Consider the following 16,113-nt stretch of genomic DNA (forward strand, 5'->3'; position numbering starts at 1 on the left):
TAAGTTATTTATCTTTTTTTGTGAGAGGAGAGAGGAAATGTTGTTGGAGTTCAATGACTATTATTTAGTGAAATTTGCAGTTTAGTGGCGAAAATAGCCACACTGCAGATAGTGCCTGCCGTGTGGCTGTGCTGACTTAAACGTGAGTTATTTGCGAAGCTTTGCTATGGCGGTCACTGCCAGCGCTACAATAACACCGGCGATTAATCCGGCGATACCGTCAAAGGCGATGCTCGCGAGCAAAGAGACCCCCGGGAGCCAGGCAATGACGCTCGCGGCCATATGATGTAAAAAACCAATACTGTGAGTAAGAATACCGCCACCGACCAAAAACATGGCAATCGTCCCTACCACTGACAGGACTTTCATAAGAATCGGCGCTGCCGACAACAAAAAGCGCCCGATCAGACGTTGTGCACTGTTATAGGAGCCGGTCAGCGATTTGCGCAATAAATACAACCCTAAGTCGTCCATTTTGACAATGCCTGCCACCAACCCGTAAACACCAACGGTGAAGGCAATACTTAAGCCGCTTAATACCAGGATTTGAGTGGTTAAATCGGCGCCCTGCAAACTGCCCAGAGTAATAACCACAATTTCGGCTGACAGGATAAAGTCGGTGCGGATTGCCCCTTTAATTTTGTCCTTTTCGAGTTGCACAATATCAACCGACGGGTCCGACAGGGTATCAAGTCTTGCAGCGGCGTCTGCGCTGGAGTCGGCGTGAGGAATAAAACGGTGAAGCAGCTTTTCGGCGCCCTCAAAGCACAGATAAAGGCCGCCTAACACTAATAAAATCGTAATCAGTACAGGCACAAAGGCACTGATAACCAGTGCTGCCGGTACCAGTATCAGCTTGTTAATGAATGACCCTTTGGCGACCGCCAGCACAACCGGAATTTCCCGATCGGGCTTGACCCCCTGCACCTGGTTCGCATTGAGAGCAAGATCGTCACCGAGTACGCCGGCGGTTTTCTTGGCGGCCATTTTCGACATCATAGCGACGTCGTCGAGCAAGGTGGCAATATCATCAATGAGTGCTAGTAAGTTGGCTCCGGCCACGGTCTGCTCCCTTATTGTTTAGGCTTATGCTGACGTTTATCGATGAACTGTTGAAATTCATTGCGTTGACTGCACTTTACATTGCCTCCTATTAGGCCCGCAACCATTGCCAGCTTACTATTGATACCTTTATCACAATTTATCTGGTATTCGCCAATTTGAGGTTCGGGTGGTACGTACTCACCAATGCGCAAATCCGGTGAGCTTATCTCAGTACGCCGTTGCCTGGCCTCCTCGGCCGCAAGGCTATTGAGTAAACGTTGTTGCTGGCGGGTGACCGCGGCGGCCACAGATTGTGTAATTGAGCGGCTGCTGGGGGCCGGGCTGTCTTCTGCCTGGGTCAGAATAGCGCCGGAAGAAATGGGTGTGGTGGGTTGTACTTGAGGCGTCGACTCGCTCTGCGTTGCAGTAGGGGGAACAGCATCCGGTGTTGCCGCATCGTTCGCTGGTGGAGTAGCTTGCCCGGCTGGCGCTGGTGCAACTGATGCGGGTTCAGAGGCTTGTGCTGGTTGCGGCGTGATGACTTTGGGCGTATATAAAATTGCCTGTACCGGGGCCTGAGTGACAACCTGTTCGGGCGGCGCAGGAAAGGCCAGCAGTGCAATGACCACGGCGTGCAACAGGGCTGAAATCACCACCATGCCAGCCAGATACTTGCGTTGTTGCGTTGTTCGCCTGGCAGGGGCGAAGAGCGGAGGCCCGGAAAAGGTTAAATCCATTTTTTTCATGCCAGATAGACTCACCGGCTAAAAAATAGTTCCCTGCGATAAATAGCCCAACTTTATAGATGAAATTAACTGGCACCAAGTTGGTGCAATATGTTGTGAGTGCATTTTTATGGTGCGAAAAAATGTAAGAAAATGCTACGAAAAACTTGTTACTTGTTGTTTATAAAGGGTTTTAACTTTTGGCACAGGTCTTGTTCTATTTACACTCGCATAACATGAACACTGGTAAGCAAACCACTATTTTGGGAGCAACACATGAAACTAGTCACAGCAATCATCAAGCCGTTTAAGCTGGATGATGTTCGTGAAGCCATTTCTGAGATCGGTATCGACGGTTTGACCGTGACCGAGGTGAAAGGCTTTGGACGTCAAAAAGGACATACCGAATTATACCGTGGAGCCGAATATCAAGTCGACTTCCTGCCTAAAGTTAAACTGGAGATTGCCGTTCAGGATGACCAGGTAGAACGTTTGGTTGAAGCCATCGTAGGTGCTGCGAAAACGGGCAAAATTGGTGACGGAAAGGTTTTTGTTTATGACCTTGAAGGTGCCGTTCGGATTCGCACAGGCGAAACAGATACCGACGCACTTTAATTAGCCGTCGACGAGAAATTTGCGGAGATAAGCATAATGGAAACAACTTTTGAATTAGGGTACGCATTAGATACCTTTTACTTTTTGATCTGTGGCGCACTGGTAATGTGGATGGCTGCAGGTTTTGCCATGCTGGAAGCAGGCCTTGTTCGTGCTAAAAACACCACTGAAATTCTGACCAAAAACATCGCTTTGTTCGCGATTGCCTGCACCATGTATATGATTTGTGGTTACGGCATCATGTATGGCGGCGGTGACTGGGCACCTTTCCTGGGCGGCATCATGGCTGACGGCGCAACAGGTGTTGCTGAAGATCCGGCAACTTATGCACCATCGGCTGACTTTTTCTTCCAGGTAGTATTCGTTGCCACGGCAATGTCTATTGTCTCGGGCGCAGTGGCTGAGCGTATGAAACTGTGGGCTTTCCTGGCCTTTGCAGTTGTTATGACCGGTTTCATCTACCCAATGGAAGGTGCCTGGACCTGGGGCGGTGCGTCTGTCTTTGGTATGTACACGCTGGGCGACCTGGGCTTCTCTGACTTTGCCGGTTCGGGTATCGTTCACATGGCCGGTGCGGCAGCTGCGTTAGCGGGTGTGCTGGTACTGGGCCCTCGTAAAGGTAAATACACTGCCGACGGTAAAATTAACGCGATTCCTGGCGCAAACCTGCCACTTGCTACACTGGGTACATTTATCCTGTGGATGGGTTGGTTTGGTTTCAACGGTGGTTCTGTGCTGGCGACAGCAACAGTGGAAAGCGCCAACTCAGTGGCAGTGGTCTTCATGAACACTAACGCTGCGGCAGCCGGTGGTTGTATTGCGGCACTGATTGTTGCTCGCATCATGTTTGGCAAAGCTGACCTGACCATGGCCCTTAACGGTGCACTGGCTGGTTTGGTTGCCATTACTGCCGAACCTTCTACACCAGAACCGCTGACAGCAACCTTATTCGGTGGCCTGGGTGGTATCCTGGTAGTATTCAGCATCGTTACGCTTGATAAGCTGAAAATCGATGATCCGGTAGGCGCGATTTCTGTTCACGGCGTGGTTGGTTTGTTAGGTCTGTTACTGGTACCAATCACTGGTGGCGCGACCTTTATGGGTCAAATCTACGGTGCACTGACCATCTTCGTATGGGTATTTGTTACCAGCCTGGTTGCCTGGTTAATCATCAAAGCAATTATCGGTGTACGGGTAACGGAAGAAGAAGAATTTGAAGGTGTTGACGTGAGCGAGTGTGGCCTTGAAGCCTATCCTGACTTCACCGGCGGCCGTTCATAATTCTTGAAGGTAAATTAATGATTAGGCAGCGATAACAATTTTAATAAGCCTATATCACTTCAACTCAGACCCCGCTTTGGCGGGGTTTTTTATATCTGTCATTTCATCGCCGTAAAAGTTGCCGGCCAACGGCGACTGCTGTGCACAATACTTCTCACTGCGATGAATAGCAGGTATGCTGGTACTTAAATTAAACAGGCAAAAAGACCAACAATGAAAATAGTCTGTAACGTATTGCTGCTCTTAGTATGCAGCACCCAATTGGCGGTAGCCTATGATCGTATTACTGGAGCGCCCTTCGCCAGCCGCTCTGAAGTGATCGCCAGCAATGGTATGGCCGCTACCAGCCAACCACTGGCCACACAGGTGGCACTGGATATTCTTAAACAAGGCGGCAATGCCGTGGATGCCGCTATCGCAGCAAATGCGATGCTTGGGTTAGTTGAGCCAACTGGCAGCGGTATCGGTGGTGACTTGTTTGCCATTGTATGGGACGCCAATACTAAGCAACTGTATGGCCTGAATGCCTCAGGGCGCTCGCCGCTATCGCTAACAAAAGATGAATTTACCCAACGCGGTCTGACTAAAATCCCCAGCTTTGGCCCTTTGCCGGTATCGGTACCAGGTGCTGTGGATGGCTGGTTTGAACTGCATAAAAAGTTTGGCAGCCTGCCAATGACCACGATATTGGCCCCTGCCATCGGTTATGCCAGAGAAGGATTTCCGATAAGTGAAGTGGTGGCGTATTACTGGCAAATGAATGTGGACAGAATTGGTCATTATCCGGGCTTTGCCGACGTATTTATGCCGGGTTGCAAGGTGCCGCGCAAAGGCGACATCTTTAAAAATCTAAGCCTTGCTGCCACCTACGAAAAAATCGCCACAGGTGGCCGGGATGCGTTTTATAAGGGTGATATTGCTCGAGCTATCGCGGCGTATATGAAAGAGCAGGGCGGCTTTTTATCGTATGACGATCTCGCGCAACACACCTCTGAGTGGGTCACGCCCGTGGCGGCTAACTATCGCGGTTACGACATATGGGAACTGCCGCCTAATGGGCAGGGCATTGCTGCACTACAAATATTAAATATCCTCGAACAATACGACATTGAGGGCATGGGCTTTGGCTCAGCCGACTATATTCACACCTTTGTTGAAGCTAAAAAACTGGCCTTTGAAGATCGCGCAAAATACTATGCCGACCCGGCCTTTAATGATATTCCGGTCACGCAGCTGATATCCAAGGAATACGCCAGTAAGCGTCGTAAGCTCATTGACCCTCAACAGGCAAGTAAACGCCTGGACGCCGGGGTTGTCGACGGTGATACTATTTATCTCACTGTGGCAGACAAAGACGGCAACATGGTGTCGTTGATTCAAAGTAATTACCGCGGCATGGGCTCAGGTATGACGCCGCCTGAATTAGGTTTTGTACTGCAAAATCGTGGCGAGCTGTTTACGCTGGAGCCGGGTCACAATAATGCGTACAAGCCCGGTAAACGCCCGTTTCATACGATTATTCCGGCCATGGTTACCCGTAACAGTAAACCCTGGCTGAGTTTTGGTGTAATGGGCGGCGCGACACAGCCACAAATGCACGCGCAAATTATTGTAAACCTGATTGATTTTGGTATGAATCTGCAGGAAGCGGGCGATGCCCCCCGGTTTATTCACGTTGGCTCGAGCAGCCCCACCGGTGGGTTAATGAAAGACGGTGGTGCCATTAGTCTGGAAAACGGCTTTGCGCCGGTACAGGTTCGCGAGCTAATGGAGAGAGGCCATCAGCTCCACAACATACTGGGCATTTACGGTGGCTATCAAGCCATTATGTATGATGCCGATAAGCAGATATACTATGGCGCATCGGAAAGTCGCAAAGATGGTCAGGCCGCGGGTTATTAACCACTACAACGACAATACAACGGGAAAATTATGCCGCAACCACAGTCACAACCGCAAAAAGGGATTTGCGCTGAGCCAAATTTGCATGCGCAGTATTTGTTGTTCAATGTGGTTGATGAAGATTGTCAGGCAGTAAGAGCAAAGTTAGGTCGGGTGCTGGAAGTACTTGACTACTACGACAACGAACACTACGAAGCCATGGTGTCGGGCGTTATTGCCATTGGTAGCCACTACTGGAGTGAGCTATATCCGGGTCCGATCCCCGTGGAACTCACGCCCTTTCCGGAGATGCAAAGCGAAGACCGGGTGGCGCCGCACACGCCGTTTGACTTGTTTATCCAGATCCGTGCCGACCGAATTGATATTTGCTACGCCATTGGCCTGGAAATAATGGAACTGTTACGCATTCATGTTGAGCTGGTGGAGCAAATTCAGGGCTTTCGCTACCTGGATGGGCGGGATCTGAACGGCTATCTCTATGCCCAGGATAATCCTCGCGGGTTACAACGGGCTAAGGTGGCCGTTATCAACGAGGAGGACAATGAATTCAATGGCGGCAGCTTTATTCATGTGCAACGTTTTCGGCACGACTTACGGCGCTGGCAGAGCTTGTCGCAACGTCAGCAGGAACAAATCATGGGCACCACGAAAGAGCATAATCTGCCCAGCGTAGAATGTAATGCATCGTCACATTCTGTCCGGATAAGTCTTAATCCGGCCGAAACCGGCAGCCAAAGCGATCTGCTAAAACAGGGCATGCCGTATGGTGACATGTCGGCCCAGGGGATGTTTTCGGTTATTTGCGCGGCAAGTTCGCAGCCATTTAAGCGCATGCTGCATAGCCAGATTTATGGCAACTCAGACGGCGAGTACGATCGCTGGCTCGACTATACTGCGGCAGAAACCGGCGGCTCTTTTTTTGCGCCTTCCATTCAATTTATCAAAGCCCACGCCAAATTCTGACAGACGCCTGATCAGGATGACTCAGACCCGGCGATGTCTGGCTTAAACAGCAGCACAAGCAAATAGACTAATGCCACTATGGGGATGATCCCGGATACCCCCAATGAGATAGCAGTCAGCAATGGCTTGCCGGTTTTCTTTTTGCCCAGATAGTAGCCCACAATGGTCAGTATAAGCATTGCTGAGAGTATGATCTGAACCAGCAAGGTTGTGTCTATATTCATAATTACAACTACTCTGATGGCTGTGAACTGAGAAAGAAGGGCAGGCTCAAAATAACCTGCCCCAAAATAGGTCAGAGGTTGGCAAATACCTTGCGGGCAGCGTCTAAGGTTGCTTCAACAATTGCCTCATCATGCAGTTTCGATACAAAACCGGCTTCGTAGGAGGCTGGTGCCAGGTAAACGCCTTCGTCCAGCATGCCATGGTAAAACTGTTTAAACTGAGCCTGATTACAGTTAATTGCCTGTTGATAATTGACCACCTTGTCGACGTCGGTAAAAAATAAACCAAACATAGAACCAGCATGATTAGTGGTAAAGGGGATGTTGTTTTCATTGGCAATCGCCTGAAACCCGTCGACCAGTGCCTTGGTATTAGCAAAGATGCTGTCGTACAACCCCGGCTGGGCTAATTGATCGAGGGCGGCTAAACCGGCTGCCATGGCAATAGGATTGCCCGAGAGAGTGCCGGCCTGATACACCGGACCAGTAGGGGCGATGTGGGTCAGAATTTTCTTTTTACCGCCAAATGCGCCAACCGGCATACCGCCACCGATCACCTTGCCCAGACAGGTCAGATCAGGAGTAATGGCGTAGCGCTCTTGTGCGCCACCGCGGCTTACACGAAACCCTGTCATTACTTCGTCAAAAATCAGTAAGGCGCCATGCTCATCACAGATATCGCGAAGGCCTTGCAGGAACCCGTCAACCGGCGGGATGCAGTTCATATTGCCCGCTACCGGCTCAACAATAATGCAGGCAATGTCATCGCCGCATTCAGCAAAGATTTGTTTGACGCTGTCGAGATTATTAAATTCAACTGTCAGCGTGTGCTTTGCCACATCATCGGGTACGCCCGGTGAACTGGGCACGCCCAGGGTTAATGCGCCTGAGCCCGCTTTGACAAGCAGAGAGTCGGCATGACCATGATAGCAGCCTTCAAACTTAACCAGCTTATTTTTACCGGTGTAGCCCCGGGCTAAACGTATTGCCGACATGGTTGCCTCGGTGCCGGAGTTCACCATGCGAACCATTTCCATGGATGGCACGAGTTCACGGACTTTTTCGGCCATGAACACTTCCGCTTCGGTGGGTGCACCAAAACTTAAGCCCGATGCGGCAGCGTCAATAACGGCCTCGCGGATACGGCTATTGTTATGACCCAATACCATTGGTCCCCACGATTGCACATAGTCGATATACCGTTTGCCATCCACATCGTAAATATACGGGCCATCTGCTTTGGCTATAAAACGTGGCGTACCGCCTACGGCCTTAAAGGCGCGTACCGGCGAATTTACACCGCCGGGGATTGAGCGTTGCGCCCGCTCAAATAACTGTTCTGATCGTTGCATAATATTTTTAGCTCTTATTGCTGTACCAAATGACGTCTTTTTCGTATTGGCTAACGAGGTTTTCTACGCCCAGCGTGAGCGCGAACAGCGCCATACGCACCAGCACACCATTGTCGGTTTGCCGGAAAATCGCCAAATTTGGATTGAGATTAAGATCGTTGTCGAGTTCGTTAGCCTCAGTACGTGAATCCCGCGGTAACGGATGCATGATCACGGTCTTAGACTGAAAATGACGTGTGTAAATGGCCTGGTTCAGGCGGAATTTTCCGCGGTATTTATTGGCTTCGTCCTGAGAGGGGAAGCGCTCTTCCTGAATGCGGGTTTGGTAACAAATGTCCGCGTCCATGTTACCTTCTAACTGATCCGTCACGTGCAGTGAGTGGCCGGCATTTTCGATAGTATCTAAAATGTAGTCGGGCATGGCCAGTTCGGTTGGCGAGATCAATGTAAAACGCACATTCTTGAATAAACATAACAGCTTGGACAACGAGTGAACGGTGCGTCCGTATCGCAGATCGCCGATCATCGCGATGTGCAAACCATCAATGGATTTTTGGTTGTACTGTAACTCGCGTTTAATGGTGAACAAATCGAGCAGTGCCTGAGTGGGATGCTCATTGGCGCCATCACCGCCATTAATCACCGGCACACGGCTACCCTCGGCAAATTCAGCGACCGAACCGGCGGCCGGATGGCGCATGGCGATGATATCTGAATAGCCACTCAGCACCCGGGCGGTATCGTACAGAGATTCGCCTTTGGCTAACGCAGAGTTAGCCATACCGGTGGTTTCTCTGACTTCACCACCCAGTAAATTAAAGGCAGTGCCAAAGCTCACCCGTGTCCGGGTGCTGGGCTCGAAAAACAAATTCCCTAGTATAGCGCCATCAAGAACAGTAGTTCTTTTTTGGCGTTTAGCGTAAGGCTCCATGCATTCGGCAACACTGAAAACCAAATCGATAGCGTCGCGGTCAAATTGGTTAACAGAAAGGATATGATTCCCGGTGAAACTAGACATAGATTAAGCGCAGACCTTGTTAACGTGCGGCTAGTGTAGCAAAAATCCCTCACTGCCGTATGCAATTTCGTTGCGCAGGATGATAGCCCTGCAACAACAGGATTGCCAATAATGTTGCCATATTCCTGCATGGATTTCATCTGCCGGCGGGCGGCTGTGTTTATCACTATCCGGCGTCTTAGCGGGGGAGTTTGTGCCCTCACGCTAAGCGCCGATAGCAGGGGAGAGAGACCGCACTGCCTCAGAGACTAACCGACCTTGCTATGCAAAACAGGCGCGTTGAATTTGCATTGTTGGTATTAAAACCGGCCGTGATAAACTGTTTACCCTGATTATCCGTTTAAGATCGTGTTGAAATGGTAAAACGTGTGGATTCGGACGCTACTGAAAAGCCATCAACAGCGCCGGGGCAAAAAGACAAAAAGCGGGCGTGGTGGTCAACCTCGTGCCCGGTGTGTCAGCGTATGCGGCTTTACGTCATATGGGCAATTTTAATGTTAGTGGTGTATTTTTATGTCTTCCAGCGATGACAACATACTGATTAAATCAACGGCTAAGCGCAATGGGTTAACCACGCTACTCATTGGCGTGGTGGCGCTGCTTATTGCTTCCATAGCGCTGTCATTCGCGCCGAAAGTGTTATTCCTGCCGCTTATATTTGCTATCAGTGGCGCCATCGTAACTATGCTCGTTGGTTGGTTTAAAATTCGCGAACCCGAGCACAGTTTGTCAATTGGTCGTGACAAGGTGAGTTATCAGCACCGTTGCGGGCAGTGGCGTTTAAACTGGGACGATATTCAACGTATCGACTGTCCCCGGGTGAGTCGTGGACTGGAAATGGATACGCTGGAACTGGTGGGTTTTAAACTCAAACGTTACGATGAGTTTTTACTGACCATATCGCCGCGCCTGGCCTCACACATTATTATTGAGCAACGCCCGTTGCTGATCCACAGCCAGAATAAAAACTGCAGTACCGGCGGTTGCTATAGCAGCAGTCTCTTTGAAGATAAGCCTTACACGCTGGAAAATGGCCAGATACTGACCGGCATAAAAGCGATATTAGCAAACCGTATGACAGCGGTGCGGGAGTCGCTGGGCTATGATGTATTTATTGCGGCCAGCGAACTGGATCGCGAACCTCACGCGTTCGTTAGCTTTTTGCGTGACTGTCAGGTGGCCAGGTTACGAGAGCCACTTTGAGTTCGACACACTGTGTTCGGTGTTGTCCTGCAAAAATTTATTGGCCTGCGCCACGACAATTTCGCCTTCCAGAACAATGGTTGGCATGAGCTCCGATGCGTCGTGATGTTTATTGCGTTTCAGCGCAGACTCCATTTCATCGGCTAATGCCTGTAATTTGGGCACACCGGTGTAGCAACAGGCACCATGAAGCTTGTGTATTTCATCCTGAACACCCTGAAAATTGCGGTTTTCCCACTCATTGCGAATGATTTCAGATGCATTGGGTAAGTGTTGAACAAAGTCACGCAGTAATTCAATGGCAAGATCGCGATTCTGGTTGGCGCGTTTTAACGCCAGCTGCCAGTCCAGGGTGGGCAGTGCCATGGCGGTGTGCTCTGCCCCGTGACACCAGCGGGCAATCATGCTGAGTAACGTGGCAAAGTCGATGGGTTTGGGTAAATAATCTTCCATACCGGACGATAGCAGCCGCTCCTGCTCTTCTTTAAAGGCATGGGCAGTGACGGCGATGATCGGTGTACCGGCGTTGAGGGGAGTTTTGCGTATTTGTCGGGTGGCCTGGAGGCCATCCATACCAGGCATTTGCACATCCATTAATATCAGATCGAACTCTTCCTTATTGCACAGGTTAATGGAGTCCTGACCGCTTGTGGATAGCGTAAGTTTGACGGGGGAATTGGCCAACCAGGTATCCAGTAATTTTAAATTCATGTCCATATCGTCAACGGCCAGAATGCGCGCCTTGGGTAAAGCGTTGAGTTTGCCTTGTAAGGGCGAGGTTTTTTCCAGCATGTTGCCGTGCAACAGCCCGTCCAGCTTGGACAAGGTCAACGGCATTCTTATTTGCGCCGCAAAGTCGGCGCTATAATCAGGGTGCTCGTTAAAGGGCTCTTCGCCGGAATACCAAAGTACGCGCTTGTCGGCGTTAAACTGTCTCAGACTCTCCAGGTAATACCTGCGCTGTGCCATTTTATAGGTAGGTAAAGTGGCAAACAGGTAATCGAACCGTCCCTCAAGGGATGTCAGGTAGTCAATTGATTCAACGCTATGTACCACAGCGCCAAGGCCAATCATCATTTGTGCGCTGGCTCGCCGACTAAAGGGGTGAGGATCGAAAATCACGACTTTCTTGTTTTTCCATTCTGGCACTGTTGCCAGCGAGTAACGTTGGCTCAGCTGGTTTGTACGCAGAATCACGGTGAACACACTGCCCTGACCCGGACTGCTTTTAAGGTTAAGGTGACCGCGCATGAGTTTGACTAACTCCTGGCAAATAACCAAACCCAGACCAGTGCCCTGATAACTGCGGTTCAGAGCGTCATCAAGTTGGGAAAACGCGCTGAACAGCTTGTTTTTATCTTTACGGCTAATGCCGATGCCGGTGTCTTCGATGACTATTTCGAGTTCATGAATACCATGTTGCAGCGACTTCCCGCGAACAGCCAGTTTAACGTACCCGGATGAGGTAAATTTAAGGGCATTACTGAGCAGGTTATTCAGTATTTGGCGAATGCGGAATACATCGCCGATCAGCTTCTCAGGCAGCGGCGCCAGTTCGTATACAAACTCCAGCCCTTTCATGTGCGCCGATTTAGACATTATCGTTACCATCTCTTCCAATAGCGAGTTGGGAGAGAACGGCTGGTTATTGATTTGCAGTTTGCCCGCTTCGATTTTGGAAAAATCCAGCACATCGTTAACGATAGTGAGCAGATTGTCGGCGGCGGTGTTAATAATGCCTACCTGCTCCATTTTATCGACCGGCAGGTTAATATTGGTGAGCTCTTTACTGAAACCAAGAATGGCATTCAGTGGGGTACGAATTTCGTGACTCATGTTGGCCAGAAACTGCGACTTAACATTGCTGGCGTTTATGGCATCTTTACGGGCGATATCCAGGCGCGCGTTTTGTTCTTCAATTAATTCCATATTGTGACGCAGCTCGTTGGTGGCCTCTGATACTTCGTTTTCCAGCTGGCTGCGACTTTTTTCCATCAGAGCAATGGAAAATAACCCCGCTTCGCAAAAAACCGCGGCCTGGAAACAGTACGTGGTAAACATATTGGAGGGCACCACGCCAACCAGGCTGAGCATTCCCACAATTGCGCCACTGGCAAGTATGCCCCAGGCAAAAATAAAGTAGCGGGCCGGCCTGTAACGTTTAAAGTAAGCCTCGAAACCGGCGGCGATATAACTGCAAATTGATAGCATCCCAATACCGTAAATCAGGTTGTGCTCCCAGGCTGGTGGCAGAACATCAATGAGAGTGGTAAGGCCCGATAACGCCTGTAACCACAGGAAACCAATGACAACAGGATGCATGGAGGGTGCATTTTTTGAGGTTTCTAAAAAAATAACCGAAAATATCCCCGAGCTAATCCCGATAAATGCGAAGATCACTGACGTATAGGGAGAAATAAGCGGTGACAGGGTGTCGGCAAAGAAAAAGTCAATATGCCCACCCCAAACAAACTGCCAAATTAACACCGTGACAATATAAGTAACGTACGCAATTAAGCTTTGCTCGCGAGAGCCGATGTAAAGCACCAGGTTATAAACAGCCAGAATAAATAAGCCGCCGTAAAATAAGCCCCATATTAAATTATCAATCTGGCTGATACGTATTTCGGACTTCTCTGACATGACGTAGATAGGGGCGATGAGACTCGATGAGTCGCTTTGTATTCTGAGTAGTAGCTCCGCTTCCTCGCCGACCGGGATTTTGGTTTCAAAAGTTGGAATGCGATACACTTGCTCCTGTTGAAGTTTGCCCTGATGGCTTTGCGCAACGACCTGATCATCGATCACTAAATAAAAATCGACTTTATCAAGCTGGCTAAAATTAAGGCTGAAGACCCAGTTGGTATTGTTTGAAACATTCGACAGGTTAGCGTGGAGCCAAAGGCCTTTATTGGTAAAACCATAATTGGGGTTGTTGTCGGCCTGATAGGTGAATTCGTGACGTCGCTTTAATATGTCAGAAATGGTGTAGGGTGAATCGGTCTCATACTGAATAGCAAAGCTATCAGCCAGCAGCTGAGTCTGCTCACCACCATAAAGGTGCACATCTGCCTGTAATGGCATTGCCACCATCGCGAGCAACGCTAACCACCATCTGTATGGGAATCTGACCATATTATAAATTACGCCCTAACTGCTCTGCTGTGACTGTCGGCTCTATTTAACCCTAACTTTCGGCTGTCTGCAAAAGCTAGATTGAAGATGCTTAACCCTGGCGGATAGTAATGACATCCTCTATTGCGCTTAGTGGCACTTTAACTCACAATGGAATTAGCAGGTCCTGGTAATGTTGAGCATGTCATAACCAGGCTTATCCGTAACACGGGCCTTGTGCGTTAATAATAAAACGAGAATAAAACAGAACCCATGAGCGATGAAATAACCATTAATCAAGACGGTGTTGAACAACTACCGATACGGCGATTTACCGAAGACGCTTATTTGAATTATTCCATGTATGTCATTATGGATCGGGCGTTACCAAACATCGGTGACGGTCTGAAACCGGTGCAGCGGCGAATCATTTATGCCATGTCAGATCTGGGCCTGAGTGCCACGGCAAAGTATAAAAAATCGGCCCGTACCGTGGGTGACGTATTAGGTAAGTTTCACCCTCATGGTGACTCCGCTTGTTACGAAGCCATGGTGTTGATGGCTCAACCATTCTCGTACCGCTATCCACTGGTCGATGGGCAGGGGAACTGGGGCGCGCCGGATGATCCGAAATCTTTCGCCGCCATGCGTTACACAGAGGCGCGCCTGTCTAAGTTCAGCGAAGTACTCCTCGCCGAACTCGGTCAGGGCACAGCCGACTGGATTCCAAATTTTGATGGCACTCTCAAAGAGCCGTTGGTATTACCAGCGCGTTTGCCGCACATATTGCTCAATGGCGTTACCGGCATCGCGGTGGGCATGGCTACCGATATTCCGCCGCATAATGTTCGCGAGGTGGCAAATGCCTGCGCCAGATTACTGGATAATAGCAAAGCCGAGTTACAGGACTTGTTGGAAGACATTCAGGGGCCCGACTACCCTACCGATGCCGAAATCATAACGCCGCGCGAGGATATCAAAAAGCTCTACGAAACCGGCCGTGGCAGCATCAAAATGCGCGCTAAATACCACGAAGAGAGCGGTGATATCGTCATTACGGCACTGCCACACCAATCCTCCGGGGCTAAAATTCTCGAGCAGATCGCAGGTCAAATGCAGGCCAAAAAGTTACCCATGGTGAGTGATTTACGTGACGAGTCTGATCATGAAAATCCAACCCGCCTGGTGGTTGTTCCGCGGTCAAACCGGGTCGACACTGAACAGCTAATGCAGCATTTGTTTGCCACCACCGATTTGGAAAAGAGCTATCGGGTTAATCTTAATATGATTGGCCTCGACGGTCGTCCTAAGGTTAAGGATCTGCGAACCATTTTATCGGAATGGTTAGTGTTCCGTAAGAATACCGTTACGCGGCGCTTGCAATACCGGTTAGATAAGGTACTCGCTCGCCTGCATATTCTTGAAGGTTTAATGATAGCCTTTTTGAATATCGATGAAGTTATTGAAATTATTCGGTACCACGACGAGCCCAAAGCTGAGTTAATGCGGCGGTTCAGCCTGAGTGACAAACAAGCCGAAGCGATTCTGGAATTAAAGTTACGTCATTTGGCCAAACTTGAGGAAATGAAAATTCGCGGCGAGCAGGATGAGCTCGCCAAAGAGCGCGATCATTTACAGCAGCTGCTGGGCTCAGAGCGTCGATTAAAAACGCTCATCAAGAAAGAAATTCTGCAGGATGCAGAAACCTATGGCGATGACCGCCGTTCGCCCATAGTGCAGCGGGTCGAAGCGAAAGCGCTCAGTGAAAAAGAGCTGGTGCCCAGTGAACCTGTGACGGTAGTGGTGTCAGAGAAAGGCTGGGCACGCTGTGCCAAAGGTCATGATATCGACCCCGGCTCATTGAGCTACAAAGCCGGTGATAGCTTTTTGGCCAGCGCGATAGGACGCAGTAACCAACCGGTGGTATTTCTTGATACCTCAGGGCGGGCGTTCTCCTGTGATGCCCATGGTTTACCTTCTGCCAGAAGCCAGGGCGAGCCATTAACCGGTCGTTTCAGCGTGGTGTCAGGTGAACAGTTTGCCCATGTGGTTATGGGGCCGGATGACGGCAAGTACCTTATGGCTTCCGATGCCGGCTACGGTTTTGTTGGCACTTTTTCTGATATGGTCAGCAAGAACAAAGCCGGTAAAGCCTATGTAAACCTGCCGACCGGGGCCAGGGTAATAGCACCTCAGCCGGTGGCTAACCTTGATTCCGACTGGTGTATGGCGATTTCCAGCGAGGGCAGAATGCTGTTGTTCCCGCTACGTGATCTGCCAAGTTTAGGTAAAGGCAAGGGTAACAAGTTGATCAGCATTCCGTCGGCAAAGGCACAGACTCATGAGGAGTACCTTAAAGTGCTTACCGTAGTGCCCGACGGTGCCGCCGTCAGGATCACAGCCGGTAAACGCAGCATGACGCTATCGGCAGACGATCTTGCCCATTATCAGGGCGAGCGCGGCCGGCGCGGAAATAAGTTACCGCGTGGATTACAGCGGGTCGATAAAGTCGAAGTTGAATAAGTGACAATCGGTGTCAGGCAATGGCGGGATAATAACGCTGTTGCTGATGACACTACATTTCACCAAAGACGCTCTCAGTGAGCCATTTATTGAAAAGCACCCATCAGGTTAGCTTAATATAAAGCCAACCTGAGGGGTTAAGGCAGGAG

General features: G+C 49.9%; 12 protein-coding genes. 6 read left to right on the plus strand and 6 right to left on the minus strand.

Features of this window, described 5'->3' with window-relative positions; all coding sequences use genetic code 11:
• Positions 1 to 147: 147 nt before the first annotated feature.
• Together OIK42_RS15135 and OIK42_RS15140 are read right to left on the minus strand one after the other, a co-directional pair.
• Positions 148 to 1,062 carry a DUF808 domain-containing protein gene (locus OIK42_RS15135; RefSeq protein WP_273641881.1) on the minus strand — a complete coding sequence of 305 codons (915 nt, stop codon included), beginning with the start codon at positions 1,060 to 1,062 and terminating at the stop codon, positions 148 to 150.
• A gap of 11 nt (positions 1,063 to 1,073) precedes the next feature.
• A complete protein-coding gene (locus tag OIK42_RS15140; RefSeq protein WP_273641882.1) occupies positions 1,074 to 1,790 on the minus strand; it encodes a hypothetical protein in 717 nt (238 codons plus the stop codon).
• A gap of 255 nt (positions 1,791 to 2,045) precedes the next feature.
• Here OIK42_RS15140 and glnK point away from each other — a divergent pair, with 255 nt between their 5' ends.
• The 4 genes from glnK (at position 2,046) to OIK42_RS15160 (ending at position 6,530) form a co-directional block, all read left to right on the plus strand.
• Positions 2,046 to 2,384 carry a P-II family nitrogen regulator gene (gene glnK, locus OIK42_RS15145; protein ID WP_273641883.1) on the plus strand — a complete coding sequence of 113 codons (339 nt, stop codon included), beginning with the start codon at positions 2,046 to 2,048 and terminating at the stop codon, positions 2,382 to 2,384.
• A 36-nt stretch (positions 2,385 to 2,420) separates the two neighbouring features.
• Positions 2,421 to 3,665, plus strand: a complete 1,245-nt coding sequence (amtB, locus tag OIK42_RS15150) for an ammonium transporter AmtB (protein WP_273641884.1) — start codon at positions 2,421 to 2,423, stop codon at positions 3,663 to 3,665.
• A 213-nt stretch (positions 3,666 to 3,878) separates the two neighbouring features.
• The gene (gene ggt, locus OIK42_RS15155; protein WP_273641885.1) at positions 3,879 to 5,567 is read left to right on the plus strand and encodes a gamma-glutamyltransferase; all 1,689 of its coding nucleotides are present in this window, start codon (positions 3,879 to 3,881) and stop codon (positions 5,565 to 5,567) included.
• Positions 5,568 to 5,597: 30 nt separating this feature from the next.
• A complete protein-coding gene (locus OIK42_RS15160; protein WP_273641886.1) occupies positions 5,598 to 6,530 on the plus strand; it encodes a Dyp-type peroxidase in 933 nt (310 codons plus the stop codon).
• A gap of 11 nt (positions 6,531 to 6,541) precedes the next feature.
• On the opposite strand, the gene OIK42_RS15165 is transcribed toward OIK42_RS15160, so the two are convergent.
• The 3 genes from OIK42_RS15165 to OIK42_RS15175 form a co-directional block, all read right to left on the minus strand.
• Positions 6,542 to 6,754, minus strand: a complete 213-nt coding sequence (locus tag OIK42_RS15165; RefSeq protein ID WP_273641888.1) for a hypothetical protein — start codon at positions 6,752 to 6,754, stop codon at positions 6,542 to 6,544.
• A 71-nt stretch (positions 6,755 to 6,825) separates the two neighbouring features.
• Positions 6,826 to 8,106, minus strand: a complete 1,281-nt coding sequence (hemL, locus tag OIK42_RS15170) for a glutamate-1-semialdehyde 2,1-aminomutase (protein ID WP_273641890.1) — start codon at positions 8,104 to 8,106, stop codon at positions 6,826 to 6,828.
• A gap of 7 nt (positions 8,107 to 8,113) precedes the next feature.
• On the minus strand, positions 8,114 to 9,124 hold the full coding sequence (locus tag OIK42_RS15175) for an aspartate carbamoyltransferase (RefSeq protein WP_273641891.1): 1,011 nt from the start codon (positions 9,122 to 9,124) through the stop codon (positions 8,114 to 8,116).
• Between the two features lie 513 nt (positions 9,125 to 9,637).
• Between OIK42_RS15175 and OIK42_RS15180 the strand changes: the two genes are divergently transcribed.
• Positions 9,638 to 10,327: a DUF2982 domain-containing protein gene (locus tag OIK42_RS15180; RefSeq protein WP_273641892.1), complete on the plus strand. Its 690-nt coding sequence runs from the start codon at positions 9,638 to 9,640 to the stop codon at positions 10,325 to 10,327.
• On the opposite strand, the gene OIK42_RS15185 is transcribed toward OIK42_RS15180, so the two are convergent.
• Complete coding sequence (locus OIK42_RS15185; RefSeq protein ID WP_273641893.1) at positions 10,310 to 13,462, minus strand: hybrid sensor histidine kinase/response regulator; 3,153 nt, start codon at positions 13,460 to 13,462, stop codon at positions 10,310 to 10,312. The genes OIK42_RS15180 and OIK42_RS15185 overlap by 18 nt on opposite strands.
• Before the next feature lie 252 nt (positions 13,463 to 13,714).
• Between OIK42_RS15185 and parC the strand changes: the two genes are divergently transcribed.
• Positions 13,715 to 15,964 (plus strand): DNA topoisomerase IV subunit A, encoded by a 2,250-nt coding sequence (gene parC / locus OIK42_RS15190; RefSeq protein ID WP_273641894.1) that lies wholly within the window; start codon positions 13,715 to 13,717, stop codon positions 15,962 to 15,964.
• Positions 15,965 to 16,113: the final 149 nt, after the last annotated feature.

Source organism: Alteromonas gilva (genome assembly GCF_028595265.1).
GTDB lineage: Bacteria > Pseudomonadota > Gammaproteobacteria > Enterobacterales > Alteromonadaceae > Alteromonas > Alteromonas gilva.

Excerpts from the sequence above, each read along its gene's own strand:
- OIK42_RS15165 (WP_273641888.1), bottom strand. The coding sequence starts at position 6,754 with ATGAATATAGACACAACCTTGCTGGTTCAGATCATACTCTCAGCAATG.
- amtB (WP_273641884.1), top strand. The coding sequence starts at position 2,421 with ATGGAAACAACTTTTGAATTAGGGTACGCATTAGATACCTTTTACTTT.
- OIK42_RS15140 (WP_273641882.1), bottom strand. The coding sequence starts at position 1,790 with ATGAAAAAAATGGATTTAACCTTTTCCGGGCCTCCGCTCTTCGCCCCT.
- OIK42_RS15180 (WP_273641892.1), top strand. The coding sequence starts at position 9,638 with ATGTCTTCCAGCGATGACAACATACTGATTAAATCAACGGCTAAGCGC.
- OIK42_RS15175 (WP_273641891.1), bottom strand. The coding sequence starts at position 9,124 with ATGTCTAGTTTCACCGGGAATCATATCCTTTCTGTTAACCAATTTGAC.
- parC (WP_273641894.1), top strand. The coding sequence starts at position 13,715 with ATGAGCGATGAAATAACCATTAATCAAGACGGTGTTGAACAACTACCG.
- OIK42_RS15185 (WP_273641893.1), bottom strand. The coding sequence starts at position 13,462 with ATGGTCAGATTCCCATACAGATGGTGGTTAGCGTTGCTCGCGATGGTG.
- ggt (WP_273641885.1), top strand. The coding sequence starts at position 3,879 with ATGAAAATAGTCTGTAACGTATTGCTGCTCTTAGTATGCAGCACCCAA.
- glnK (WP_273641883.1), top strand. The coding sequence starts at position 2,046 with ATGAAACTAGTCACAGCAATCATCAAGCCGTTTAAGCTGGATGATGTT.
- OIK42_RS15160 (WP_273641886.1), top strand. The coding sequence starts at position 5,598 with ATGCCGCAACCACAGTCACAACCGCAAAAAGGGATTTGCGCTGAGCCA.
- hemL (WP_273641890.1), bottom strand. The coding sequence starts at position 8,106 with ATGCAACGATCAGAACAGTTATTTGAGCGGGCGCAACGCTCAATCCCC.